Source organism: Actinocatenispora rupis (assembly GCF_016861975.1).
GTDB classification, from domain to species: Bacteria; Actinomycetota; Actinomycetes; order Mycobacteriales; family Micromonosporaceae; genus Actinocatenispora; species Actinocatenispora rupis.
The window spans coordinates 36,183-59,999 of the sequence record NZ_BOMB01000019.1 but is presented as its reverse complement, the minus strand read 5'-3'; the positions used below and the strand labels follow the sequence as shown (position 1 = coordinate 59,999).

Annotated in this window: 25 protein-coding genes and 2 pseudogenes; 8 read left to right on the top strand and 19 right to left on the bottom strand. The window is 73.2% G+C overall.

Going from position 1 to position 23,817, the window contains the following annotated elements:
- Positions 1-134: 134 nt before the first annotated feature.
- From Aru02nite_RS16435 to Aru02nite_RS16380, 12 genes are all read right to left on the bottom strand, one after another.
- Positions 135-452, bottom strand: a complete 318-nt coding sequence (locus Aru02nite_RS16435) for a hypothetical protein (protein ID WP_203658409.1) — start codon at positions 450-452, stop codon at positions 135-137.
- A 541-nt stretch (positions 453-993) separates the two neighbouring features.
- Entirely contained in the window at positions 994-2,034 is a 1,041-nt protein-coding gene (locus Aru02nite_RS16430) for an alpha-hydroxy acid oxidase (protein ID WP_203658408.1), read from the bottom strand.
- Between the two features lie 321 nt (positions 2,035-2,355).
- A complete protein-coding gene (locus Aru02nite_RS16425) occupies positions 2,356-4,437 on the bottom strand; it encodes a catalase (protein WP_203658407.1) in 2,082 nt (693 codons plus the stop codon).
- Between the two features lie 272 nt (positions 4,438-4,709).
- Entirely contained in the window at positions 4,710-4,898 is a 189-nt protein-coding gene (locus Aru02nite_RS16420) for a hypothetical protein (protein ID WP_203658406.1), read from the bottom strand.
- Between the two features lie 88 nt (positions 4,899-4,986).
- Positions 4,987-5,154: a hypothetical protein gene (locus Aru02nite_RS16415; RefSeq protein WP_203658405.1), complete on the bottom strand. Its 168-nt coding sequence runs from the start codon at positions 5,152-5,154 to the stop codon at positions 4,987-4,989.
- 92 nt (positions 5,155-5,246) lie between these two features.
- A complete protein-coding gene (locus Aru02nite_RS16410) occupies positions 5,247-7,070 on the bottom strand; it encodes a complex I subunit 5 family protein (protein WP_239076729.1) in 1,824 nt (607 codons plus the stop codon).
- Between the two features lies 1 nt (position 7,071).
- Positions 7,072-7,419 (bottom strand): sodium:proton antiporter, encoded by a 348-nt coding sequence (locus Aru02nite_RS16405; protein ID WP_203658404.1) that lies wholly within the window; start codon positions 7,417-7,419, stop codon positions 7,072-7,074.
- A gap of 5 nt (positions 7,420-7,424) precedes the next feature.
- Complete coding sequence (locus tag Aru02nite_RS16400; protein WP_203658403.1) at positions 7,425-8,159, bottom strand: MnhB domain-containing protein; 735 nt, start codon at positions 8,157-8,159, stop codon at positions 7,425-7,427.
- On the bottom strand, positions 8,156-8,398 hold the full coding sequence (locus Aru02nite_RS16395) for a hydrogenase subunit MbhD domain-containing protein (RefSeq protein ID WP_203658402.1): 243 nt from the start codon (positions 8,396-8,398) through the stop codon (positions 8,156-8,158). Before Aru02nite_RS16395 ends, Aru02nite_RS16400 begins: the two co-directional genes overlap by 4 nt.
- Positions 8,395-8,697 (bottom strand): monovalent cation/H(+) antiporter subunit G, encoded by a 303-nt coding sequence (locus Aru02nite_RS16390; RefSeq protein WP_203658401.1) that lies wholly within the window; start codon positions 8,695-8,697, stop codon positions 8,395-8,397. Before Aru02nite_RS16390 ends, Aru02nite_RS16395 begins: the two co-directional genes overlap by 4 nt.
- Entirely contained in the window at positions 8,694-8,945 is a 252-nt protein-coding gene (locus tag Aru02nite_RS16385; RefSeq protein WP_203658400.1) for a monovalent cation/H+ antiporter complex subunit F, read from the bottom strand. The genes Aru02nite_RS16390 and Aru02nite_RS16385 overlap by 4 nt, the downstream gene beginning before the upstream one ends.
- Positions 8,942-9,406, bottom strand: a complete 465-nt coding sequence (locus tag Aru02nite_RS16380; protein WP_203658399.1) for a hypothetical protein — start codon at positions 9,404-9,406, stop codon at positions 8,942-8,944. The genes Aru02nite_RS16385 and Aru02nite_RS16380 overlap by 4 nt, the downstream gene beginning before the upstream one ends.
- 190 nt (positions 9,407-9,596) lie before the next feature.
- Here Aru02nite_RS16380 and Aru02nite_RS16375 point away from each other — a divergent pair, with 190 nt between their 5' ends.
- Positions 9,597-9,881, top strand: coding sequence for a DUF3040 domain-containing protein (locus Aru02nite_RS16375; protein WP_203658398.1), 285 nt, complete (start codon positions 9,597-9,599; stop codon positions 9,879-9,881).
- Between the two features lie 9 nt (positions 9,882-9,890).
- On the opposite strand, the gene Aru02nite_RS16370 is transcribed toward Aru02nite_RS16375, so the two are convergent.
- The 3 genes from Aru02nite_RS16370 to Aru02nite_RS16360 all read right to left on the bottom strand — a co-directional run bounded on the left by Aru02nite_RS16370 (position 9,891) and on the right by Aru02nite_RS16360 (position 12,874).
- On the bottom strand, positions 9,891-11,033 hold the full coding sequence (locus Aru02nite_RS16370) for a serine hydrolase domain-containing protein (protein ID WP_203658397.1): 1,143 nt from the start codon (positions 11,031-11,033) through the stop codon (positions 9,891-9,893).
- Positions 11,034-11,125: 92 nt separating this feature from the next.
- Positions 11,126-12,034 (bottom strand): non-homologous end-joining DNA ligase, encoded by a 909-nt coding sequence (ligD, locus tag Aru02nite_RS16365; RefSeq protein WP_203658396.1) that lies wholly within the window; start codon positions 12,032-12,034, stop codon positions 11,126-11,128.
- Between the two features lie 75 nt (positions 12,035-12,109).
- Positions 12,110-12,874 carry an Fpg/Nei family DNA glycosylase gene (locus Aru02nite_RS16360; RefSeq protein WP_203658395.1) on the bottom strand — a complete coding sequence of 255 codons (765 nt, stop codon included), beginning with the start codon at positions 12,872-12,874 and terminating at the stop codon, positions 12,110-12,112.
- Between the two features lie 152 nt (positions 12,875-13,026).
- Between Aru02nite_RS16360 and ku the strand changes: the two genes are divergently transcribed.
- From ku to Aru02nite_RS16335, 5 genes are read left to right on the top strand one after another with little or no spacing between them, the layout of a single operon-like run.
- Positions 13,027-14,121, top strand: a complete 1,095-nt coding sequence (gene ku / locus Aru02nite_RS16355) for a non-homologous end joining protein Ku (protein WP_203658394.1) — start codon at positions 13,027-13,029, stop codon at positions 14,119-14,121.
- Positions 14,122-14,166: 45 nt separating this feature from the next.
- On the top strand, positions 14,167-14,508 hold the full coding sequence (locus Aru02nite_RS16350) for a flagellar biosynthesis protein FlhF (RefSeq protein WP_203658393.1): 342 nt from the start codon (positions 14,167-14,169) through the stop codon (positions 14,506-14,508).
- Between the two features lie 4 nt (positions 14,509-14,512).
- On the top strand, positions 14,513-15,151 hold the full coding sequence (locus tag Aru02nite_RS16345; RefSeq protein ID WP_203658392.1) for a UdgX family uracil-DNA binding protein: 639 nt from the start codon (positions 14,513-14,515) through the stop codon (positions 15,149-15,151).
- A 48-nt stretch (positions 15,152-15,199) separates the two neighbouring features.
- A complete protein-coding gene (locus Aru02nite_RS16340) occupies positions 15,200-16,201 on the top strand; it encodes an SDR family oxidoreductase (RefSeq protein ID WP_203658391.1) in 1,002 nt (333 codons plus the stop codon).
- 6 nt (positions 16,202-16,207) lie between these two features.
- On the top strand, positions 16,208-19,354 hold the full coding sequence (locus Aru02nite_RS16335) for an FAD-binding and (Fe-S)-binding domain-containing protein (protein WP_203658390.1): 3,147 nt from the start codon (positions 16,208-16,210) through the stop codon (positions 19,352-19,354).
- Positions 19,355-19,499: 145 nt separating this feature from the next.
- Here the strand turns inward: Aru02nite_RS16335 and Aru02nite_RS16330 are convergent, their stop codons facing one another.
- The 3 genes and pseudogenes from Aru02nite_RS16330 to Aru02nite_RS16320 form a co-directional block, all read right to left on the bottom strand.
- A complete protein-coding gene (locus Aru02nite_RS16330; protein ID WP_239076728.1) occupies positions 19,500-19,916 on the bottom strand; it encodes a permease-like cell division protein FtsX in 417 nt (138 codons plus the stop codon).
- Between the two features lie 483 nt (positions 19,917-20,399).
- Positions 20,400-20,849 (bottom strand): annotated as a pseudogene (locus Aru02nite_RS16325) (GNAT family N-acetyltransferase); the annotation flags it as partial.
- A gap of 154 nt (positions 20,850-21,003) precedes the next feature.
- A complete protein-coding gene (locus tag Aru02nite_RS16320; RefSeq protein ID WP_203658387.1) occupies positions 21,004-21,762 on the bottom strand; it encodes a DeoR/GlpR family DNA-binding transcription regulator in 759 nt (252 codons plus the stop codon).
- Positions 21,763-21,810: 48 nt separating this feature from the next.
- Here Aru02nite_RS16320 and Aru02nite_RS16315 point away from each other — a divergent pair, with 48 nt between their 5' ends.
- On the top strand, positions 21,811-22,194 hold the full coding sequence (locus tag Aru02nite_RS16315; RefSeq protein WP_203658386.1) for a DUF4406 domain-containing protein: 384 nt from the start codon (positions 21,811-21,813) through the stop codon (positions 22,192-22,194).
- Complete coding sequence (locus tag Aru02nite_RS16310; RefSeq protein WP_203658385.1) at positions 22,191-22,865, top strand: NUDIX domain-containing protein; 675 nt, start codon at positions 22,191-22,193, stop codon at positions 22,863-22,865. Before Aru02nite_RS16315 ends, Aru02nite_RS16310 begins: the two co-directional genes overlap by 4 nt.
- A gap of 70 nt (positions 22,866-22,935) precedes the next feature.
- Here Aru02nite_RS16310 and Aru02nite_RS36690 read toward each other — a convergent pair.
- Positions 22,936-23,735, bottom strand: a pseudogene (locus tag Aru02nite_RS36690) (transposase); the annotation flags it as partial.
- Between the last annotated feature and the right edge of the window lie 82 nt (positions 23,736-23,817).

The window sequence follows — 23,817 nt, the reverse complement described above, 5'->3', positions numbered from 1 at the left end:
CGCGGGTGTCCGCCTGCCGTCCGCGAGACGAGTACGACGGGGCACCGCTCCGGGCCGCCCCGGCATGGCCCGTGGCGGCAACCGCCGGGACCGCTCCGGTCCACCGTCGTGCCTCCGGCCCGTCCGCAGGCGCCTCACCGATCGTCGGCCGACTTCTGGCCGTCCGGGCCAGTCCCGGGGTTGCTGGAGCCGCCGTGCCCGCCCGCGGACTCGCCACCACCTCGCCCGGCGCCGTACTCGTCCAGCGCGTTCCGTACCCGGCGGACGTAGCTGCCGGCGCGGTCGACGGCGGCTTCGGCGATCCGAACCCGGCGGACCGCGGCAGGTGAGCCGTTTCCGTCCGCCGCCAACTCACGCCGCGCGTCGGCGAGCCGCTGGAGGGCCCGGGCCTGCCGATGCTCCGCCTCCAGCAGCTCCTCCAGAAGCCGAAGCCAACCGTCCGGCGCCGCCATGCCCATCACCCTAAGTACCTGACGGTAAGGGGAGGGTTCCGACGCACGGCCGGTTCCCTCCGACCTTTGGACAGCTCCACGTCGCGCGCCGGGATGTCGCGTCCAGGAGCGCCGACCGGTGGGTACGCGGGGCGACCCGCGACGGGATCGCCCCAGGCAGGCGCTCGTGCCGAAGCGGACGTACGGCCCGAGCGACCGTTCGACGCCGACAGGCACGAGGGGACGCGGCCAGGGCCCGAACGTACCGACACCGTCGTCCCGGCCCGCGGCAGGGTCTCCCCCGCGGTTCACCGATCGTGACAACGTCCCTCGTCCGTGGGACGGACAACCATCCGCAAGACCGGCGAGGAGCAACCGTCGGTCACCTGCGCCCCGGGACGCGGTGCCGCCGACCACGACCACCCACCGGGTACGGATCCGTCGGCTGCCGCCCGCCGTGTCGCGGTCGGCGCCGGCGCGTGGCGTACCGCGGGGAGAACGGCGCCGAGCTCCTGGCGGTCACGCGCGCACGGCGGGACCGCCGGGATTCACCGGCCCCGTTTCAGCAGGTGGCGGGGGTGAGCAGGTCGGCGGTGATATCGGCGATCGTGGGACAGCCGGCCAGCGTCATCGTGTCGCGCAGCTCCGCGGTGAGCGTGTCGAGCACCGCGCGTACGCCGGCCTCGCCCGCGGCGGCCAGCCCCCACAGGTACGGCCGGCCGACCAGGACGGCGTCGGCGCCGAGCGCGAGCGCCCGGAACACCGCGCCGCCGGTACGGATCCCGCCGTCGACCAGTACCGGGACGTCGACGGCGGCGGCCACCTCGGGCAGCGCGACGGCCGTCGGTACGGTGCCGTCGAGTTGCCGTCCGCCGTGGTTGGACACGACGATACTGTCGGCGCCGTGCCCGGCCGCGCGGACCGCGTCGTCGGCGCGCAGCACGCCCTTGACCGTGAGGGGTAACCCCAGCGCGGTCAGCCAGTCCAGGTCCGCCCAGGTCAGCGACCGGTCCCACCGGCTCGGTACGTGCGCGCGCGTCGATCCGTCGCCCAGGTGGGTGGTGACGGCGGCGCCGGGCGGCAGCGGGCCGAGCGTGCCGTGCCGCCGGGACCGCGGGCGGTTCCCCTCGACCGGCCGGTCCAGGGTGAGCACGATCCGTTCGTACCCGGCCGCCGCGGCGTTCTCGACCACCCGGCGGGTCTGCTCCCGGTCCTCGCTGACGTACAGCTGGAGCCAGCGGCGGCCGGGCAGCCCGGCGAGGTCGTGCAGGTCGGTGGTGGCGCTGGTGGCCAGGCAGTACACGGTGCCGGCGGCGCCGGCCGCGGCGGCCACCGCGACCTCGCCGTCGGGATGCAGGGCCCGCTGCCGTCCCGCCGGCGCCAGCAGTACCGGCGTGGCGACGGGGCCGCCGAGCACCGTGGTGGCGGTGTCGACCGTACCGACGTCGACCATCGTCCGGGGCCGCAGCCACCACCGGTCCCAGGCCGCCTCGTTGCCGGTCACGGTGGACTCGCGGCCAGCACCCGCGGCAACGAAGTCCCAGGTGGCGGGCGGCAGCACCTGCTCCGCCCGGTCGCGCAGGCTGGAAATCGACTCGGTCACGACGCATAGCATAACGCTCGTACTGTTACCGCGACGCCTCCGCGTACGTGCCCGCGGCTGGCCGGATCTGCCCGCACCGGCGCACGCGGCCTGGAATCCGGGCGTCCCGCGCGGGCCGACCATCCGCAAGCGCCATGGGCCCGGAGCCGTCTGCTCCGCAGGACGAGCGCCATGTTCGCGTCCCGCACGCCGCGCCAACACACCGGATCGGCTCGGAGCCGTCTGGTCCGCAGCGCCATCTCCCGCACGCCGCGCCAGTACACCGGAACGGCGGGCCTACCGGTGTGCTGGACGGCCGCGGAGAAGCGTCGTGGCCGGTGCTCAGGCGGGTACCTGGTCCAGCGGCCGTTCGAACCACCGGTGGCGGGCCAGCGCGGCGGCGAACCGTTCGGCGAAGCCGTCGGTACCGTCGGAGAGCACGACACCGTCGTCGCCGCCGTCCAGGCTGTCGCCGAGCAACCGGGACACGAGGTCCGCCCCGGCGCCGAGGCCACCGACCGGCTTGCCGTGCTTGAACGCCGTCAGAACGTACCGGCTGGCGGCGCCGTCGGCGGCGAGCGCCGCGACCGCGTCGGCGCCGTCCGGTACCAGGACCGCGTCGTACAGGGCGGCGTCGACGGTGCCGTGCTGGCGGGCCACGGGCAGGTCGTCGCCGTCGGTACTGGTGACCGTGCCGTCGACGACGCCCAGTACCTCGGGTACGGCGCCGCGCTCGGACAGTTCGGCGAGTACCCGGCGCAGGCCGTCGGCGGCGATCCCGTCGGCGGCGAGTACGGCGATCTTCCGGGTCTCGACGGAGTCGCGCGGGCTGTTCGCCATGCTCAGCGCCGGCGAGCTGCGGCCGTGGTTGGGTACCTCCGGCTGGTCGGGCGGTGCGACGCCGATGCCGTCCGCCACCTGGACCGCGAGGTCGTGGTCGATGGCGTTGAGCCGCGCGACGGTGCGCTCCCGTACGTGCCGGTGTTCGACCTTGCCCAGCTCGAACCGGAACGCCGCGACGATGTGCTCGCGTTCCCAGTCGCACATGCTGTTCCAGAACAGCGTCGGCTGGCTGTAGAAGTCCTGGAAGCTTTCGCTGCGGGCCCGGATCTTCGCCCCGTCGACACGTTCCGCGTGGTGCCGGTACGCGCCGTCGTCGGCGACGACCGGGCAGCCGCCCGGGTTCAGCGAGTTCGGCGAGTACGCCGCGGTGCCGACGTGCACGTCCTGCTGGCCGTACCCGTCGCGCTGGTTGGTGCTGACCTCGGCGACCGGGCGGTTCACCGGCAGCTGCGCGAAGTTCGGGCCGCCGAGCCGGATGAGCTGCGTGTCGAGGTACGAGAAGTTCCGGGCCTGCAGCAGCGGATCGTTGGTGAAGTCGATGCCGGGCACCACGTTCGCGGTGTGGAAGGCGACCTGCTCGGTCTCGGCGAAGAAGTTGTCCGGGTTACGGTCGAGCACCATGCGGCCGACCGGCTCCACCGGCACCTGCTCCTCGGGAATGATCTTCGTGGCGTCCAGCAGGTCGAAGTCGAAGGCGAACTCGTCGGACTCCGGCACCAGCTGTACGCCCAGTTCCCACTCGAGGAAGTGGCCGGACTCGATGGCCTCCCAGAGGTCGCGCCGGTTGAAGTCGGGGTCCTTGCCGGCGCAGGTCTGCGCCTCCTCCCACACCAGCGAGTGCGTCCCCAGCTTCGGCTTCCAGTGGAACTTCACGAACGTGCCGCGGCCGTCGGCGTTGACGAACCGGAACGTGTGCACGCCGAAGCCCTGCATCATCCGGTAGCTGCGCGGGATCGCCCGGTCCGACATCAGCCACATCACCGTGTGCATCGCTTCCGGTTGCAGCGACACGAAGTCCCAGAACGTGTCGTGCGCCGAGGCGGCCTGCGGGATCTCGCGGTCGGGTTCGGGTTTCACCGCGTGGACGAAGTCGGGGAACTTGATGCCGTCCTGGATGAAGAACACCGGCATGTTGTTGCCGACCAGGTCGTAGTTGCCGGCCCGGGTGTAGAACTTCGTCGCGAAACCCCGTACGTCGCGCACCGTGTCCGCGGAGCCGCGCGAGCCGGCGACCGTCGAGAACCGGACGAACACCGGGGTCCGCCGCCCCGGCTCGGCCAGAAAGTCCGCCGTCGTGTACTCCGCCATCGACCGGTACGGCTCGAAGTAGCCGTACGCGCCGGCGCCGCGGGCGTGCACGACACGTTCCGGGATGCGTTCGTGGTCGAAGTGGGTGATCTTCTCCCGCGCGTGGAAGTCCTCCATCAGCGTGGGACCGCGCGCGCCCGCGCTCAGCGAGTCGTCGGTGTGATCCACCCGTACGCCCTGTTGGGTGGTCAGGCGGGTGCCGTCCGGACGACGCCGCGCCTGCTCCATCCGCTGCTGCTTGTCCCGATCCGGTGCCGTGTTGCGCTCGTCCATGGCCTCCCCTTCGCTCGCCGGCCAGCTACCCCCTGCCGCATCGGGCAAACCCGCCGGGTCGCCCGTCGGCGGCAACCGACACCCGATCGCGGCACGCGGGCGAAGCGGCCCGCGGGGGTGGACGGCGTTGCGCGGGCCGGATCGGGAGCGGGTCCGCGCCCCGTACGCTGCGGACGGTCACCGCACTGACGGGTCCGCCGCCACGGCTGAGCCCAGCGGTACTCGGCCCGAATCCTCCACAGTGGACGGTGTGACCGTCCACTGTGGAGTACTCAGCGGGACGCGGCGGTGCGGAGGAGGGTCTCGGCGATGCGCCGCGGTACACAGGGATAGCGGCTGCGGCAGCGCGGGCAGACGCCGGTCCCGTCAGGATAGTGGTGGGACAGCAGGTGCCGCGCGTTGTCCACGTCGGCGTCGTTGGCGTCCACCAGTCGAAGTAGCGCAGTGACAGCGATCGTCATCGGTACTCCCCCCTCGGCAGCAGGGGTACCCGGCGACCACCGCGTCATGCCTGGCACGCCGCATCGGTTGCGGCGGCGGCGAACGGCGTCAGTCGTCCTTGTCCCAGTTCGGTACGTCGGGGGCGAACGTGGCGGGCCGGTCGAGGCCGTCGGCGAGTTCCTCGGCGCCGGTCGACACGTGGACCACCTCGTCCTCGGCGAGTACGTCGGAGGTGTCGTGCTCGGTCTCGGTGTGGTTCGTCGCGACGTGTCCCATGCCCACCGGATACCCGGAACGCGGCCGTCGCACACGCCCACCGTTTCCGGACATGCCCGGCGGTGAGAGCGGATCGGCGCCGCCGTGGCGGGTCAGGCGAGGGATCCGGCGGCGAGCAGGACGCCGAAGCCGGCGAGTCCGGCGAACAGCCACGCCACGTAGTCGCCGACGTGGCCGGAGTGCAGCCGGTGCAGGACGTCCACCGCCGGGCGCACCGTACGGGCGGGTCGCCGCAGCGCGGCGGGAGCGGCGACGGCCACCGCGGCGACCAGTACGGCGAGGGCGGTGGAGAGCAGGCCGAGCAGGACACCCGACCAGGTCCAGTACGCGGGCAGGGTGGTGGGCAGGCGCGCCGCGGCGTGGTGCAGGACCTGCGCGCGGTAGCCGGTGCCGTCGACGGTGAACGCGGCGGCCCGGCCCACCGCGGCGGCGAACCCCGGTACGACGCCGACCGCGAGGCTGCCGGCCAGCAGCGCCAGGACGGCCGCCAGCATGGCCGCCGGCGTACGCCGCAGCGGCTGGCCGGTCTCCGGGTCCTCGTGCTCCCCGGTCGTCTCCTCGGCGGTGGGCCCCGGTCGGCGCCCCAGACCGAGGAACACCCGCAGGCCGGCGCGTAGTACCGCACCGGCGGTCACCGCGGAGACCGCGACGAACAGCGCGACGAGCCACGGGTACCCGGCGGTGGTGGCGGCCTCCTCGCCGATCGCCTTGCCCAGTCCGGGGCCGAACGGCGGCATCCCGGCCAGCGCCACCCCCGCCACCAGGTACGCCCAGCAGGCGACGTTGCGGTGGCCGGCCCGGCCGTGCAGGTGCCGCTCGTCGACGCTGCCGTACCGGTTGAGCAGGACGCCGGCGAGCAGGAACAGCGCGCCCTTGGTACCGGCGTGGCCGACCACGTACACGGCGGTGCCGGTGAGGCCGTCGCGGGTCAGCAGCGCGAACCCGGTCAGGAACAGCCCGACATGGGCGACCGTCGAGTACGCCAGCAGGCGTTTGAGGTGCCGCTGCGTCACGCACATCAGCGCGCCGAGGAGCGCGGTGAGCGTGCCGAAGACCAGGAACGTGGTACGCGCGGGCGCGGCCGGCAGGGCGCCGGCGAACACCGTCCACCAGATCCGCACGACGGCGTAACCGCCGAGTTCGACCATGACGCCGGAGAACAGCACGCAGACCGGGGTCGGGGCGACGGCATGCGCGTCGGCCAGCCAGAAGTGCAGCGGCACCATGGCCGCCTTCACCAGCAGCCCGCAGCACAACAGGACGAAGGCGACGACCACGAGCGCGTCGGTGGGCCGGCCGGCGAGCGCCGCGCCGACCGGTGCCATGCCGAGCTGGCCGGTGCGGGCGTAGAGCATGCCGATGCCCATCAGCGACAGGTACGCCCCGGCCGAGTTCGTCACGCCGAACGTGAGCGCGCCCTGGACCGACTGCGGCTCCTCGATCCGGAACCCGGTCAGCGCGTACGCGACCGCGCCCATGAGTTCGAAGAACACGAACATGGTGAACAGGTCGCCGGTGAGTGTGAAGCCGACCATGCCGGCCAGGAACAGCAGCACCAGGACGTGGTAGTGGGCCTCGGCGTCCTCGAAGTACCGCCAGCCGTACACCAGGGCGGCGAGCGTGAGCAGCGCGGCGAGGCAGCCGAGTCCGGCGCCGAGCGGGTCGGCGACCAGCACGATCCCCGGCGTACGGTCGCCCCGCGGTGGCCAGCCGCCCAGGTACGACACGATCCGGCCGTGCAACGACGCCACGGCCAGTACGCCTGTCACGGCGGCGACGGCGGCCGCGGTCACCACCGCGACGACGTCGGGCACCGGCCGCGGCAGCCACCGGCCGACGACCAGGACCAGGCAGGCGAGCAGGATCGGGCCGACCACCGCGAGCGGTGGCAGCGCGCTCAGCCCACCGGCCGGCACGTCAGCCCCGCAGCGCGCGGAGCCGGTCCGGGTCCACCGTGCCGTGGGTCTTCTCGATCTGGACGGCCAGCGCCAGCAGCAGCGCCGTCACCATCGCCGAGACCACGATGTCGGTCAGCGTCATCGCCTGTACCACCGGGTCGACCACCGCGCGGGTCACCGCCGAGCGGCTGGTGAAGATCGGCGCCGGCACGTTCCACTGGTACCCGACGGCGAGCAGGAACACGTACGTGCCGGACTGTACGACCGACAGCGACACGATCGCGTGCACCAGGTGGCGGCTGCGGACGATACCGAGCGCGCCGACCAGTACGAGCCAGCCGGCGACGACGTAGGCGTAACCGTGCACGGTGCTCACTCCCGTCGCGTGATCCGCAGTTCCTGGGTCAGGAACTGCGCCAGCAGGACGACCGTCCCGCACGTCACCGCCACCCCGACGGCGAGGCTGAGCAGCGGCACCGTACCGGCGGAGGCGATGTGGCCGAGCGTGCCGAGCGGCAGCACGTTCGCCAGGTACGCGCCGCCGGCGACGGTGCCCGCGACGCCGATCGCGGCGAACCCCGCCGCCCCGACCCCCTCGCCCCACTGGTACCAGGAGAGCGGACGCAGCCGGCGCAGCGCCGGGTAGCTGCCCGCCAGGTACAGCAGGTGCAGGCCGGTGGCCAGGACCACGCCGCCCTGGAAGCCGCCGCCAGGGGTGAGATGGCCGTGCACCACCACGTCGATGCCGATCAGCGTCGTCACGGCCAGCAGTACCCAGCAGAGCAGCGCGGTGCTGTCGAGGACCCGGCCACCGCGTGGTTCGCGGCGTTCGCTCTCGTCGCGCGCGGGACGCAGCAGCGTCGCGGCGCCGACCACCGAGCCGAGCAGGATGATCTCCTCACCGAGGGTGTCGAGCCCGCGCACGTCGAAGTTGACCGACGAGACGGCGTTGCCGGTCTGGTGCGCCGCCGCGGCCGCCACCGCCAGGTCCCGGTACGGGTGGTCGGCGGTGCCGAACGGCGGCATCCGCAGCAACGCCAGGGCGAACAGCACCGCGAGCGCGGCGCCGCCGAGCCCGAACACGACCAGCCGTACGGTGCGGGTCATCGTCGGCCCCGCCGGATTCGGCGTACCGCCAGCAGCACCATCAACGGCACCACGACCGTACCGACGGCGATCTGGGACAGCGCCACGTCGGGCGCCTGGAGTACGAGGAAGAGCAGGGCCAGCAGCAGCCCGTACGCCGACAGGGTCACGGCCTGGCGGCCGGGGCGGCCGGTCAGCGCCACGACCGCGCCCGCCGCCGCCACCAGCGTCAGCGCGACCCCGATCAGGACGGCGTTCACTGCGGCGATCCCGCGTCGATGCGACCGTCGCGCTGCGCGGAGACCCGGCCGATGGCCGCCGACACGGCCGGTCCGGTGACCGCCATCAGCAGGACCGTGCACACGATGGTCGCGGTGGCGAACTGCCAGCCGGTCGCGACGGCCAGCCCGGCGCCGACCAGTGGCGTACCGACCGAGGTGACCGGGGTGACGAAGTGCAGGCGGCCGCGCGCGGTCCGCGGCAGCAGCGCGCCGAGCGCGGCGGCGACCACGACCAGCACGCCAAGCCCGGCCAGTACGGCACCGACGACGGTGGTCACGGCCGCGGTCCCAGCAGGCGGGTGAACACCAGCGTCCCGGCGAACGACAGCAACGCCAGTACCAGCGGCACGATGAGGTACATCGGCTGGGCGAAGCCCTGCGCGAGCAGCAGACCGACCAGGACGACGATCGCGCCGGTGAGTTCCAGGCCCACCAGCCGGTCGATGCCGTCGCCGCGGGACGACAGGTACAGCGCGGGGCCGAGCCCCGCGCACATCAGGATCACCGCGCCCAGCAACCAGATCACCGCAGTACCTCCCGTTCGAGCGCACCGCGGTCGGCGCCGAGCCGGTGCAGTACCGGTGGCCGCCCGTCCGGCCAGTCCACCACGTACGCCAGGGGCGCGGCGGACAGCAGCAGCGTGCCCGCGGCGCGGTGGCTGGGGTTCCCGCCGCCCGGTGAGACGGCGGCGCGGGCCAGCCGCCCGTCCCGGCTACGGTCGGCGACCAGCCGCGGCAGGCACACGACGAACAGCCGTACGGTGTCGGCGGCCAGCGCGACGAACAGGTACGCCAGCACGCGCCAGCGCAGACCGGCCCGCGGCCAGTGGTGCCCGACGATGCGGCGCGCGGCCACCGCGAGTACCGCGGCGACGGCGGCCGCGCCGGCCCCGATGGCCATGTCGTCGGGCGCCGCGGAGCTGAGGGTCGCCCACCACACCGCGGTCAGCACGACCCACCACGAGCCAGCCTCCAGTACGATCCGCACGGCCACTGCGTTCCCCGCCGCCCAGGGGGTAAACCCGGGCGGTGTGTGGCGAGCCGGCCGGTTGCGGCCCGGCGCCCAGGGGTAACCGGGCCGCCCGGTTTCCCGTCCGTTGCCGTCGGCGCACCCCGGTTTCCGGTTCCCCGCGGCCGGCGCCGCGATTGAACGCTCCCGCCACGGGTACGCCACGCACGTGCTCAGCGAACGGGAGCAGCGCGTACTCGACGAGATCGACCTCGCCGCGACCGCCGCCGACCACCGGTTCGCCGACGGCCTGCGCCGCGGACGGCCGCGACTGCCGCAGGAGTTCCGGCACTGGCGGCTGCGGGTCCTGGCCGGGCTCCTGTTCCTCCTCGTACTCCCGGTCTGCGCGCTGCTCGTCGTCCGCGGCCGGCCGTACGGTCTGCTGCTCGCGGCGCCGGCGTTCGTGGGTGCGGTCTGGGGGCTCGGCGCCGACCGCCCCGGCCACCACCGGTGACCGGACCCGCTACCGGGCGGCGTGGCGCCAGAAGTCGAGCTGCCAGCCGGGACTCACCGGGCTGGTGACACCGACCTGGGTGTACAGCAGGGCGACCGATCCGGTCGACGGGACGATGTGCGCCGAGGTGCCCGTACCACCGGTCCAGCCGTACCGGCCGGGTACGTTCCACGGATGTGTGCGGTGGATGTCGACGGAGCCGCCGAAGCCCCAGCCCTGACCGTCGAGGAACAGTCCGCTCTCGGCCAGCTGGCCGGGGCCGAGCTGGTTGGTGGTCATGGCGCGGACGGACTCGGCCGACAGTACCCGGCGGCCGTCGAGCGCGCCGCCGCCCAGCAGCATCCGGGCGAACCGGTACCAGTCGCCGACGGTGCCGACCAGTCCGCCGTTGCCGAGCGGGAAGACCGGCGGCGTACTCCACTCCCCGTCCGGCCGATCGACCAGCCGCAGCCGACCGTCCGGCGCCGGCTCGTAGTAGCTGGCGAACCGCCCGAGCTTGCCCGCCGGTACGTGGAAGGCGGTGTCGACCATGCCGAGCGGGCCGAGGATCCGCTCGGCCAGGGCGTCGGGCAGCGGAGCGCCGGTGACGCGGGAGATCAGGACGCCCTGGAGGGTCGACGCGGTGTCGTAGAGCCAGGTGCGGCCCGGCTGGTACAGCAGCGGGATGCGGCCCAGCGCGGCCATCCACTCGTCCGGGTGCGGGAAGCTGCGCGGGTGGCGGCCGTCCTCCTGCACCGTGAACAGCCGTTCGAGCTGCGGCAGCGCGAAGTCCGACGGGAAGCCGTACCCGGGGCACGAGGTGAGCAGGTCCCGTACGGTGATCGCCCGCTCGGCCGGTACGACGTCGTCGACGGGGCTCGTGGGTGTGCGGACGACGACCGGGTCGGCGAGTTCCGGCAGCCACGGGTCGACCGGGTCGTCCATCCCGAGGCGCCCCTCCTCGACCAGGGTGAGCAGGGCGGCGGCGACGATCGGCTTGGTGACCGACGCGATGCGCACGATCGTGTCCGGCCGCATCGGCGCGCCGCCGTCGACGTCGAGCGAGCCGACCGCCTCGACCTCGACGTCGTCGCCGTACGCGAGCAGCGCCACGGCCCCCGGCATCAGCCCGTCGTCGACGTACCCCTGCAGCAGCTTCCGCAGCTCACCCATGCGTCCGTCCTCTCCCGCTTCCACGCTGCCGGGACCGACCGTACGGCGGTCGGAAACTCATCGCGGCGTGGCCCGGAACACCCGCGGGTCGCTCAGCGCCACGACCGCAGCCGCCGGGCCGCGGTGGACAGGATCCGGGCGTGCCGGTCGACCCGACCCCACGGATCGCCGACCCGGTCGATCCGCCCGGGTACGGACCGGACCGTGTACCGGCGGGCGGTGAGGTCCGCGTCGTCCACCTCGTCCCAGTCCAGCGGGGTGGCCACGGGGGCGCCCGGCAGCGGCCGAGGCGCGTACGGGGCGACCGCGTGCAGCGCGTACGCGTTGCGCATGACGTCGAGCAGCAGCCGCCCGCCGCGCCGGTCCTTGCGCATCTCGGTGGTGAGCCGGTCCGGGTGCCGCGCGGCCAGGACGTCGGCCACGCCGCGGGCGAACCGGCGCACCTCGTCGACGTCCTGCCGGCCGACGAGCGGCACCATGACGTGCATCCCGCGCGAGCCCGTCGTCATCGGGTACGCGGGCAGGCCGAGTTCGCCGAGCAGGTCGCGCAGCGCGAGGGCGGCGAACCGTACGGTGTCGAAGTCGTCGCCGGGCGGGTCGAGGTCGACGACGAGCCGGACGGGGTGACGCGGCCGGTCCGCGCGGCTCAGCCACGGATGCACGGTGACGACCGCCTGGTCGGCGAGGTACACGAGGGTGGCCTCGTCCGGGCAGCAGATCATCTCGACGGTGTCGCCCTCGCCCTCGCGGGGAACGCGGGCGCCCGGCACCCAGTCCGGCGCGTTGTCGGGGCGGCGCTTCTGGAAGAACCCGGCCGATCCGATGCCGTCCGGGAACCGTTGCAGCGCAAGCGGTCGCTCCCGCAGGTGCGGCAGCATCACCGTGGCGACGGTCCGGTAGTACCCGGCGAGGTCGGACTTGGTGGTCGTCGGGTCGGTGAACAGCGCCTTGCCCGGGTTGCCGAGCGGTACGTGCCGGCGCCCGATCGTCAGCTCCGCCATCGGTGCCACCTCCGTCTACTGTGGACGTTCCGGTCCGGTACGCCGGGGTCACGCGGGCTGGCAGCGCGGGCAGGACTAGGTGCCGCGCCCCGCGACGCGACGGCGGCGCAGGGCCGCGCCGCACCGTGGACAGTGCGGGTCCGGTGCGTCCCGGTGTCCGGTGAGCCACCCCGGCCGGTCCGGTACGCGCCCGGCGCGGCTCGCGGCGCGTACCGTGCGGCGCAGTTCCCGGTGCAGCGTGCGGATCTGCGTACCGGACAGGTCGGTGGTGGGGCGGGCCGGGTCGAGCCGCGCCCGCCACAGGACCTCGTCGGCCATCAGGTTGCCCAGGCCGGCCAGGACGCGCTGGTCGAGCAGCGCCGACTTGACCCCGCGGCGGTGCGCGGTCAGCCGTTCGGCGACGGTACGGGCGGAGGCGTCCGCGGCGTCCGGCCCGAGGCCGTCGAGGACCGCGGCCACCTCGTCCGGCCCCGGCGCCCACCACCAGCCCTGGAGCCGGCGCTGGTCGCGGTACCGGATCCGGCCGCCGGTGACCGCCAGGTCGGCCAGGTCGTACGGGCCGGGCGGCTCGTCGTCGGGCACCCAGACCAGTGCACCGGTCATGCCGAAGTGCATGAGCAGCGCCGGATGCGGCCGGCGCACCGGGGCGAAGCCGACCACCAGCCACTTGCCGTGCCGCCGCGGTGCCGTGAACCGGCGGCCGACCAGTCCGCTCAGCTCGCGCGGGGTGCCGCCGTGCAGGACGCGCGGGTCGCACACGTCGACGGCGCGCAGGACGCGTCGCTCGGCGCGCTCGGCCAGCAGCCGACGGAAGCTCTCCACGTCCGGCAGTTCAGGCACGACGACGCGCCCGTACGGAGGGCCGGTGCGCCGTACTCGGCCGGTTCGGGTCGTTCATCCCGTCCGCGTACCCCCGGGCGGCTCGGTCATGCGTGCGGCCGGCGTTTCCGCTGCCGGGCGGCGGGTAGCGACACGGCGGGGAGGTGGGCGACATGGCGCGGCCGATGTGGTCCGGGTCGTTGAGCTTCGGCCTGGTCAACGTGGGTGTCCGGATGTACTCCGCGACCGAGGACCACAGTCCACGGTTCAACCAGTTCCAGCGGGGCACGAGCGACCGCATCCGGTACCGGCGGGTCAACGAACGTACCGGCGAGGACGTGGAGTACGACGACATCGTGCGCGGCGCGCACCTCGGTGGCGACGAGTACGTGCTGCTGGAGCAGGACGAGCTGGACGCGGTGGCGCCCGGCCGGTCCCGGTCGCTGGAGATCACCGACTTCGTGCCCGGCCCCGACATCGACCCGATCATGTACGAGTCGACGTACTACCTGGCGCCACGCGGCGAGGAGTCGACCACGGCGTACGCGCTGCTGCGGGACGCGCTGCGGGCGAGCGACCGGGTCGGCATCGCCACGTTCGTGTTGCGCGGCAAGGAACATCTCGCCGCGGTCCGGCCGTACCGGAACGTGCTGGCGCTGTCGACCGTGCACTTCGCCGACGAGGTACGGGATCCGGACGCGACGCTCGGCGACGAACCGCCGCCGCGAACGCGGTCGGACGACAAGCAGCTCAAGGTGGCCGAACAGCTCATCGAGTCCATGACCGAGCGGTGGCAACCGGAGCAGTACCACGACAGCTACCGGGAACGGGTGGACGAGCTGATCGAGGCGAAGCGTGCGGGCCGCGAGGTGGTCGAGGAGGCGGCGCCGCCGGAGGACACGAAGGTCACCGACCTGATGTCGGCGCTGCGCGACAGCGTCCGGGCCCGCTCGTCCTCGTCCGGCGGCACCGGCCGGCGCGGTTCCGGCAGCGCGGACGGGCGTCGACGGTCCGGCGGTGGGCGCGGGTCGGGTGGCGCCGGCGGGCGGCGCCGGTCCGGCGGTGAGCGGGGATCCGGCGAGCGGCGGCCCGCCGCTGCCCGGAAGGCAGGCGGTGGCCGGGCGAAACGGACGAAGGCGGACGGCGGGGCGAAACTGGCGGACGCGTCCAAGTCGGAGCTGATGGACCTGGCGCGGAAGCTCGACGTGTCCGGGCGGTCCGGCATGACCCGCGATCAGCTGGAACGTGCCGTACGCCGGGCGTCCTGACCCCGGTGACGCATGACCGTACGGCGCGCGGGTACCCGGAAGGCCATGAGTGAGATCAACCCGGCGGCCGAACAGCAGGAGGCGCCGACCAGCGAGCCGGAGCGCGACGATCCCGGCGCCAGCCCGGAGAGCGCCGGCCTGCCCGAGTACGCCGACGACGAGTCGCCGGCCAACCGCCGCGTCGACGATCCGCAGCGCGCGGCGGTACCGGCGGACCACCCGGTGGCGACCGAGGAGTACGGGCTGACGGCGGCGGAGCAGCGGCACGGTGAACCGTTGGCCGGCCGGTTGGCCCGGGAGGAGCCGGACGTGGGCGAACCGACGCCCGGCCGTCCGACGGAAGACGAGGTGTCCGAGCGCCCGGACGCCGACGAGCCGGTCGAGTGACACCGTGACCGCCGGCGGCGCCGCCGACTTCGTACCCGAGGGGGCGGATCTGGACCGGCTCGCCGCGGCGGCGGCCGGCTGCCGGGGCTGCGAGCTGTACCGGGACGCGACGCAGACGGTCTTCGGGGACGGGCCGCCGGATGCCCGCGTCGTCCTCGTCGGCGAGCAGCCCGGCGACGTGGAGGACCGGCGCGGCGAGCCGTTCACCGGTCCCGCGGGGAGGCTGCTGGACCGGGCGCTCGACGACGCCGGGCTCGACCGGGCCGCCTGCTACCTGACCAACGCGGTGAAGCACTTCCGTTTCACCGCAGGGGAGCACAAGCCGCGGCTGCACAAGAAGCCCGGCGTCGCGCACGTGACCGCCTGCCGGCCGTGGCTGACTGCCGAACTCGCCGCGTTGCGGCCCGAGGTGGCGGTCGCGCTCGGCGCCACGGCCGTACGGGCGCTGCTCGGCCCGCGGTACCGGGTCACCGCCGACCGCGGGCGGCTGCTGCCGTACGAGAGGGACCGGCCGCGCCACGCGGTGATCAGTACGCACCCGTCGGCGGTGCTGCGGGCGCGCGACGACGCGCGCGACGAGGCGTACCGGGGGCTGGTCGAGGATCTGCGGGTCGTGGCGGATGCGTTGCGGGGCAACGGTTGACGGGCGCGGCGGCGGGTACCCGGGCAACGACGGGACGGAGGGTGCGGCATGGCGCAGGTGGTCGTGGTGACCGGCGCGAGCGGCGGCGTGGGGCGCGCGGTGGCCCGGGCGTACGGGCGGCGCGGCGCCTCGGTGGCGTTGCTGGCGCGCGGGAAAACCGGGCTGGACGCCGCCGCGGCGGAGGTACGGGAGGCCGGTGGACGAGCCTTGATCATCCCGACGGACGTGGCGGACCCGGACGCGGTGTTCGCCGCCGCCGAGACGGCCGAACGGGAACTGGGGCCGGTACAGGTGTGGGTGAACACGGCGTTCACCTCGGTGTTCGCGCCGTTCGAGAAGATCGGGCCGGCCGAGTACGAGCGGACGACGACGGTCACCTACCTGGGCTACGTGTACGGGACGATGGCCGCGCTGGCGCTGATGCGGCCGCGCGACGAGGGTGTGGTGGTGCAGGTCGGCTCGGCGCTGGCGTACCGGGGGATCCCGTTGCAGTCGGCGTACTGCGGGGCCAAGCACGCGATCCAGGGCTTCCACGAGTCGCTGCGCTGCGAGCTGCTGCACGAGCACAGCGGCGTGCACGTGACGATGGTGCAGCTGCCCGGGGTGAACACCCCGCAGTTCTCCTGGGTACTGTCCCGGCTGCCCCGGCACCCGCAACCGGTGCCGCCGATCTACCAGCCGGAACTCGCGGCCCGCGCGGTGCTGCACGCCGCCGACCGACCGCGCCGCCGGGAGTACTGGGTGGGCACCAGTACGGTGCTGACGCTGCTGGCGAACGCGGTCGCGCCGGGCCTGCTGGACCGGTACCTGGCGCGGACCGGTTTCGGCTCGCAGCAGACCGACCAGCCGACGGACTGGGACCGGCCGGCAAACCTGTGGCAGCCCGCGGACCGGTCGGCCGACTTCGGCGCGCACGGCGAGTTCGACGACACCGCGCACGCCCGCGACCCGCAGCAGTGGGCGTCCCGCCACCACGGCGTACTCGGTGCGGCGGCGCTCGCCGTCGCCGGTGCCGCGGCGGTCGCCGGGCTGCGTCGACTTCGGAGGTGACCCACGATGGCGGTACGTGCGCCGGTCCGGGACCTGCGTCCGGCGGACCTGGCCGGGCTGGACGTCCGGGCGCTCGAACGCGCGCTGCGTGACCGGGTCGACGGCGAGGTGCGGTTCGACCCGGGCAGCCGCGGCGCGTACGCGACCGACGGCTCCAACTACCGCCAGGTACCGCTGGGCGTGGTGCTGCCGCGCACGGTCGAGGCCGGCGCCGTCGCGGTCGAGGTGTGCGCCGAGCACGGCGCGCCGATCCTGCCCCGCGGCGGCGGTACGAGCCTCGGCGGCCAGTCCACGAACGTCGCCGTCGTCGTCGACTGGACCAAGTACTGCCACCGCCTGCTGTCGGTGAACCCGTCGCAACGTACCTGCGTGGTCGAGCCGGGCATCGTGCTGGACGAGCTGAACCGGCTGCTGGCGCGGCACGGGTTGCAGTTCGGGCCGATGCCGTCGACGCACGGGCAGTGCGCGCTGGGCGGCATGATCGGCAACAACTCGTGCGGCGCCTCCGCCCAGGCGTACGGGAAGACCGTGGACAACGTGCGGCAGCTGGAGATCCGTACCGTCGGCGGGGTGAGCTGCTGGGTCGGCCCGACCTCGGGCGAGGAGTACGCGGGGATCGTGTCGGCCGGGGGCCCGCGCGCCGAGCTGTACCGGGGCCTGCGCGGCATCGCGGAGCGCTACGGCGACGAAATCCGCCGCGGCTACCCGGACATCCCGCGCCGGGTCTCCGGGTACAACCTCGACTCGCTGCTGCCGGAACGCGGCTTCGACGTGGCGCGGGCGCTGGTGGGCAGCGAGGGCACGCTGGTCACCGTGCTGCGCGCCGAACTCGACCTGGTGCCGGTGCCGGCCGCCGAGTCCCTTCTGATCCTCGGGTACGACGACATCTGCGCCGCCGCCGACGCGGTACCCGGGATCCTGGCGCACTGCGGGCCGACGCAGGTGGAGGCGATCGACGACCGGATGGTCCAGCTGATGCGCGAGGAGCACGCCTACCTGGACTCGCTGCGGCAGTACCCGGACGGCAACAGCTGGCTGGTCGTGCAGTTCGCCGGGGACGACACCGACGACACCGACCGGCAGGCGTACGGGCTGCTGGACGCGATCGGCCGGTCGACCAACGACACCCGGGTACGGCTGTCGGACAACCCGGCCCGCGAGCAGGAACTGCTCAAGGCGCGGGAGGCGGGGCTGGGTGTCACCGCCCGGCCGCCCGACGACCGGGAGACCTGGGAGGGCTGGGAGGACTCGGCCGTACCGCCGGACCGGCTCGGCGACTACCTGCGGGACCTGAAGCGGCTGTTCACCGAGTTCGACTACGACCATCCGGCCCTGTACGGGCACTTCGGCCACGGCTGCGTGCACACCCGGATCCCGTTCGACCTGCGTACGGCGTCCGGTGTCGCGACGTTCCGGGAGTTCCTGACGCGCGCGGCGGACCTGGTCTGCTCGTACGGCGGGTCGCTGTCCGGCGAGCACGGCGACGGGCAGGCGCGCGGCGAGCTGCTGGTACGGATGTTCGGGCCGCGGCTGGTCGCGGCGTTCGGCGAACTGAAGGCGCTGTTCGACCCGGACGACCTGATGAACCCCGGCAAGGTCGTCGCACCGAACCCGGTGGACGGGCAGCTGCGCCTCGGCGCCGACTGGCGGCCCGCGGACACCACCCCGGCCTTCGCGTACCCGCACGACGGCGGCAGCTTCACCACCGCGGCGCTGCGCTGCGTCGGGATCGGCAACTGCCGGTCGGACGACGGCGGCGTGATGTGCCCCTCGTACCGGGCGACGCGGGAGGAGGAGCACTCCACCCGAGGCCGGGCCCGACTGCTGGTCGAGATGCTCGACGGGCACGGCGACTCGCCGATCACGGACGGCTGGCGTTCCACCGAGGTACGCGACGCGCTGGATCTCTGCCTGGCCTGCAAGGGATGCAGGTCGGACTGCCCGGTCGGGGTGGACATGGCCACGTACAAGGCGGAGTTCCTGTCGCACCACTACGCCGGCCGGCTGCGCCCCGCCGCGCACTACGCGCTGGGCTGGCTGCCGCTGTGGGCGCGGCTGGCCCGCCCCGTACCGCGGCTGGCGAACGCGGTGCTGCACGCGCCCGGTGTCGCCGCGCTCGGCAAGCGGCTCGCCGGGGTGGCGGCCGAACGCGAGGCGCCGCCGTTCGCCCGGGAGTCGTTCGCCGAGTGGTACGCCCGGCGCGACGACGAACCACCGCAGCTGGGCGATCCGCGCACCGTCCTGCTGTGGCCGGACACCTTCAGCAACCACTTCCATCCGCACGTCGCGCGCGCCGCCGTCGAGGTACTGGAGGCGGCCGGGTTCCGCGTCGCCGTACCGGAACGGGCCGTGTGCTGCGGGCTGACGTGGATCTCCACCGGGCAGCTCGACACGGCGCGTCGCGTCCTGCGCCGTACGCTCGACACGCTGCGGCCGTGGCTCGACGCCGGCACCCCGGTGGTGGGGCTCGAACCGTCCTGCACGGCGGTGTTCCGGACCGACGCGCCCGAACTGTTCGGCACCGGCGACGCGGACGTGTCCCGGCTCGCGGAGTCCACCGTCACGCTGTCGGAGCTGCTGGTACGCGACGACTGGGAGCCACCGCGGCTCGCCCGGCACGCGGTCGTGCAGACGCACTGCCACCAACATGCCGTCCTCGGCACCGACCCGGATGCCGAACTGATGCGGCGGGCCGACATCGTCGCCGACGTACTCGACTCCGGGTGCTGCGGGCTGGCCGGCAACTTCGGCTTCGAACGCGGCCACCACGACGTGTCGATGGCCTGCGCCGAACGTGTCCTGCTCCCCGCGGTACGCGACGCGTCGCCGGACGCGCTGGTGCTCGCCGACGGCTTCAGCTGCCGTACCCAGATCGACCAAGCCGACACCGGACGGCGGGCCATGCACCTCGCGGAGGCGCTGGCGCAGGGACTTGCGGGTCACTCCCCCGTGCACCGGCCGGAGACGATGGCCGCGCCGCGGCCCGACCCGTCGCCCTGGGCCGGCCGGCTGGCCACGGCGGTCCTGCTCGGCGCGGCCGGCGCCGCGGCGGTCGCCGTTGCCCACAAACGAGCCGCACCTTCGACGAAGCAGAGGCGTTCAGCGTCATGTCGAACGCTCCGCAACCGGCCGCAGCGTGACGCATACGGCTGATCGGAGGTCTGATGACGAGGCTCTGTGGCCTTCCTTCCGATGAGCCGTTCGCCATGCCAGCGACTCGCACGGATGGACCCGAACGCTGTCAGCCGTCGCACCCGGCGCTCTGCTCGGCAGTCATCAGGTCCTACCGGCGGCCCAACTATCGCGGGCTGGCGGAGGGGCTGGCCGTCGGAAGGATCTGCACCTTCCGCACCCCACCCATCTTCCGTACCCGAGCCAGCAGCGCGCGAGCGGACGCCGCAGTGCGGGCTCGGAAACGGATGTCGTCGGTGAAGTCCTCCAGCCGGGCGGTCGCGACAAGGTGCGGGTCGTCCTTGAAGGTCTCCTTGAATCGCCGGTACGCCTGCTCGCGCGTCTCGTACTCCACCGCGGTCACGCCGTGCCCTGACTGAATCGCGTGTCGTACAGCCGCCTCTTGGTCTTGGGTGGCTTCGCTGTCGAAAAACACCTGTGCAGTCACCGGACGGGGCGTCGCCGTCGGCTTGGACGCCGGTAGCGCCGAGCAGCCGGACAGTGCGGCCGGCAGGACAGCAAGGAACAGGGCCCTCCTTCGCATAACGCCACATTAGCGAGACGGAGCCCAGCCGAGCCCCTCGTCGCCCGACCGGCTGTGCCGTTGATCCCGCCGACGTCGACCCGATGGCGGCTGACGCAGGACGGGCGATCGTGACGGTGTCGCCGTCGTAGCCGGCGTGGTCGAGGGGCGGTCGCCGCGACAGACTGCCACCGGGCAACCTGCCGTGGCCGGGCCGACCGCGGTACGGGGAACAGGGCGTGGCTCGGCCGGCCACGCCTGACGCTGCCAGTCGCGCGTGGTCAGCCGCCGCGGCCGGCCCCGTCGGCGCGGCCGGGTCGGCGGCGAACACCATCCGCGCTGGGCACGGCCGGTGAGTACGCTGCGGTCGACGTTGAATCCCGACACCCTGCGGAGACGTCGGGCTCAAGGTGGCCGAAACCAGACCGCTGTTGCGCATCACCTGACGGACGGGGGCGGCGCATCCGTCGACGGCGGACCCTGAGTTTCGCCGGTCGGCGTGGCGAGTTCCTTGTAGTAGTACAGGCTCGGTTCGCTCTGGCCGGGCTCGGTGTCGGTGTAGCCGTGACGGCGGTAGAAGCGGCGAGCGTCCGTGTCCTGACCGTCGACATTGATCTCCAGCACCTCGCCGCCGCGACGACGCGCCTCGGACTCGACCGATGTCAGTAGCTCGGTGCCGATGCCGCGGTTGCGCCGATCGGGCGCTACGTAAAGCTCATCGAGTAGCGCGGCAGGCCCCTCGTACCAGACGTTGGGTCGCAGCGACACGAGCGCAACGGCCACCGGTGGTTCACCACAGAGCATGGCGAACATCGCCGGGCCGGCCAGTAGCCGGACCAGGCGTGCGGTCAAGGTTGCGACACCCGGCGTGGGAGTCGCGAACTCGCGGTTGAAGGCGTCGAGCAGTTCGGCGACCGCGCCTGCATCGTGGACCGTGGCAACGCGCGGGGTCACGCGATCACCTCCCGAGAACCAATGCCCGGGGACTAGTCCACCGCGCGGGGAGCAATTGTCAAATTCCTGTGGATGGCTAAACCATGGTGGTGGCGGGTTGGTGCTCTGGACACGTGCCAGCCGGGTCGGCGATCCCGTGTTCGGCTCGCGGCTGTCAGGCGGCTACCAGGACTTCCAGGCCGAGCGCCTTGAGCTGTTCGACGACCGCGTCGTGGGGGTCGGTGTCGGTGATCAGTCCGCTGACCGTCTCCCAGGGCAGGACGCGGAACCGTGAAGCCGTGCCGATCTTCTCGGAGGAGGCGAGGATGTAGGTGTCCGCGGCTCGTGCGGCCAGGGCGCGCTTCATCGCCGCCTCCTCGGCGTCTGCGGTGGTCAGTCCCACTTCGGGGTGCACGCCGGTGACGCCGAGCAGGCAGAGGTCGGCGGAGATGTTCTGCGCTGCCTCGACCGCGGCCGCGCCGCAGGCGACCGCCGAGTGCTTGAAGATGCGGCCGCCGAGCAGGTAGAGCTCCGCCTGCGGATGGTCGATCAGGGCCGCGGCGATCGTGGGGCTGTGGGTGATCACGGTGCACGCAAGATCCTGCGGGAGCGAGTGAGCGACGGCGAGGGCGGTGGTGCCGCCGTCGAGGATCAGTGCGCCGCCCGGCCGCACCAGCCCGGCGGCCACCGAAGCGACCTTCCGCTTGCCGTCCGGGGCCACGGTCTGCCGGGCGGCATAGTCCACGACCGCGGGCGAGACAGGCAGCGCGCCGCCATAGACCCGCTGACACAGTCCCTCGGCGGCGAGGTCGCGCAGGTCGCGCCGCACGCTGTCCCCGGAGATCCCCAGTTCGGCGGCGACGTCCTTGGCGACAATCTTGCCCTCGCGAGCGAGCAGACCCAGCAGGTGGTCGCGCCGTTCAGCAGCCAGCATCCGCACTCTCTCCTGTTCTTGCACGCTTCTGCATGTATGGTAGCGCCCGTGACCGACAAGCCCATGCTCATCCTGATCGCCGGCCCCTACCGCTCCGGTGCCGACGGCGACCCGCAGGCCATGGCCGCCAACCTCGCCCGCCTCGAAGCCGCCGCCTGGCCCATCTTCGCCGCCGGCCACCTCCCCGTGATCGGGGAATGGATCGCCCTGCCCGTCCTGCGCTCCGCCGGCGCGGGCCTCACAGACCCCCTCGCCGACCAGGTGCTCTACCCGACCGCCGACCGCTTGCTCGCCCACTGTCACGCCGTGCTGCGCCTGCCCGGCGACTCCGAGGGAGCCGACCAAGACGTCGCCACCGCCCGCCGCCGCGGCCTGCCCGTCTACCACGACGCGGCCGAGATCCCCCGCCGCACCCCGCAGGAGACCGCGTGACAAGCCGCCCCGGCATCAACGCCCCTGACCACCGCGGCCGCACCGGCCTCGACCAGGCCGGACGCGGCCTGGACCGCAACCCCGACGTCGTGATCCGCGACGTCGAGCTCACCTCCCAGGGATGGCACGTCCTGCGACGCACCACCTTCGACTACCGCCGCCGCGACGGACACTGGGAAACCCAGCAGCGCGAGACCTACGACCGCGGCAACGGCGCCGTCGTCCTGCCCTACGACACCGGACGCGGCTGCGTCCTCCTCACCCGCCAGTTCCGCTACCCGGCCTACGTCAACGACCACCCCGACGGCATGCTCATCGAAGCCGCCGCAGGGCTGCTCGACACGGACGACCCGCCCGACGCCATCCGACGCGAGAGCGTCGAAGAACTCGGCGTCAGCCTCGGCCCGCTCACCCACATCCTCGACGCCTACATGAGCCCCGGATCCGTCACCGAGCGCCTCCACTTTTTCGCCGCCCCCTACACCCCGGCCGACCGGACCGGTACCGGCGGCGGACTAGAGGAGGACGGCGAGGACATCGAGGTCCTCGAACTGCCGTTCACCGATGCCTTCTCCATGACCCGCGACGGACGCATCACCGACGGCAAGACCATCCTGCTCCTGCAATGGGCAGCCCTGGACGGACCCTTCGCCCCAGCGAGCGGCCGCTGACCCCCCGGCGGTGTTGCCCTGGCCGGTCTGCAGTGCCGCGTTGATCGACCGACTGCTGGGGCAGGGCCCATCATGCCGCCCCGCTGGCCTCCTCGCGCTCGACCAGGACGCCGTTCTTGAACCGGGCCCCGGAGCGGACCAGGGCGACGAGGGAGGCTCCGGTGATCGCGCGCCAGCGTTCCTGGGCGGACTCGACCAGCTTGAACACCATCGCCAGGGCCGCGGCCGGACTGCCGGCCCCACGAGTGACCTTGGTCCGCAGCTTGACCGTGGAGAACGTGGACTCGATCGGATTCGTGGTCCGCAGGTGGGTACAGTGCTCTGCCGGGAAGTCGTAGAAGACCAGCAGTTCCTCCCGGTCCTCGGTGATCTTCGCGACGGCCTTGGGCCACTTCACCCCCGTAGGTCTTCGTGAAAGCTTCGATCGCCTTCTCGGCGTGCGCACGGTCCTCGGCGTTGTAGATCTCCTGCATCGCCTTCGCCGCGCTCGGCTGTGCGGACTTCGGAAGACAGTTCATGACATTCCGGGCCTTGTGAACCCAACACCTCTGCTGGCGGGCAGCAGGAAACACCTCGGCCAGGGCCTTCCACAGGCCCATCGCACCGTCGCCGATGCTCCGCGAGCGCGATCAGCTCCTTGGTGCCGTCCAGCCGAACCCCGAGCAGCACCAGGACGCACGAGTGCGCCTGCCCGAGCCGAACCTTCGGGTGCACGCCGTCGGCCCACACGTAGACGAAGTCGCGGTCCGCGAGGTCGCGCTGCTGGAAGGCAGTGTGGTCGTCTTGCCACTGCTTCGTCAGCCGGGTCACCGTCGCCGACAACAGGCCGGCCGCGCCGCCCAGGAACTGCTCCAGCGCGGGCACGAAGTCGTCAGGCCGACGAACGGCTCGACGCCGTCGACCTCGGCGGCGATCCCGTCGCCGCCCTCACCCGGCTCGTCGCCTCGTCCTG

Excerpts from the sequence above, each read along its gene's own strand:
- Aru02nite_RS16435 (WP_203658409.1), bottom strand. The coding sequence starts at position 452 with ATGGCGGCGCCGGACGGTTGGCTTCGGCTTCTGGAGGAGCTGCTGGAG.
- Aru02nite_RS16425 (WP_203658407.1), bottom strand. The coding sequence starts at position 4,437 with ATGGACGAGCGCAACACGGCACCGGATCGGGACAAGCAGCAGCGGATG.
- Aru02nite_RS16420 (WP_203658406.1), bottom strand. The coding sequence starts at position 4,898 with ATGACGATCGCTGTCACTGCGCTACTTCGACTGGTGGACGCCAACGAC.
- Aru02nite_RS16415 (WP_203658405.1), bottom strand. The coding sequence starts at position 5,154 with ATGGGACACGTCGCGACGAACCACACCGAGACCGAGCACGACACCTCC.
- Aru02nite_RS16400 (WP_203658403.1), bottom strand. The coding sequence starts at position 8,159 with ATGACCCGCACCGTACGGCTGGTCGTGTTCGGGCTCGGCGGCGCCGCG.
- Aru02nite_RS16370 (WP_203658397.1), bottom strand. The coding sequence starts at position 11,033 with ATGGGTGAGCTGCGGAAGCTGCTGCAGGGGTACGTCGACGACGGGCTG.
- ligD (WP_203658396.1), bottom strand. The coding sequence starts at position 12,034 with ATGGCGGAGCTGACGATCGGGCGCCGGCACGTACCGCTCGGCAACCCG.
- ku (WP_203658394.1), top strand. The coding sequence starts at position 13,027 with ATGGCGCGGCCGATGTGGTCCGGGTCGTTGAGCTTCGGCCTGGTCAAC.
- Aru02nite_RS16350 (WP_203658393.1), top strand. The coding sequence starts at position 14,167 with ATGAGTGAGATCAACCCGGCGGCCGAACAGCAGGAGGCGCCGACCAGC.
- Aru02nite_RS16340 (WP_203658391.1), top strand. The coding sequence starts at position 15,200 with ATGGCGCAGGTGGTCGTGGTGACCGGCGCGAGCGGCGGCGTGGGGCGC.
- Aru02nite_RS16335 (WP_203658390.1), top strand. The coding sequence starts at position 16,208 with ATGGCGGTACGTGCGCCGGTCCGGGACCTGCGTCCGGCGGACCTGGCC.
- Aru02nite_RS16330 (WP_239076728.1), bottom strand. The coding sequence starts at position 19,916 with ATGCGAAGGAGGGCCCTGTTCCTTGCTGTCCTGCCGGCCGCACTGTCC.
- Aru02nite_RS16320 (WP_203658387.1), bottom strand. The coding sequence starts at position 21,762 with ATGCTGGCTGCTGAACGGCGCGACCACCTGCTGGGTCTGCTCGCTCGC.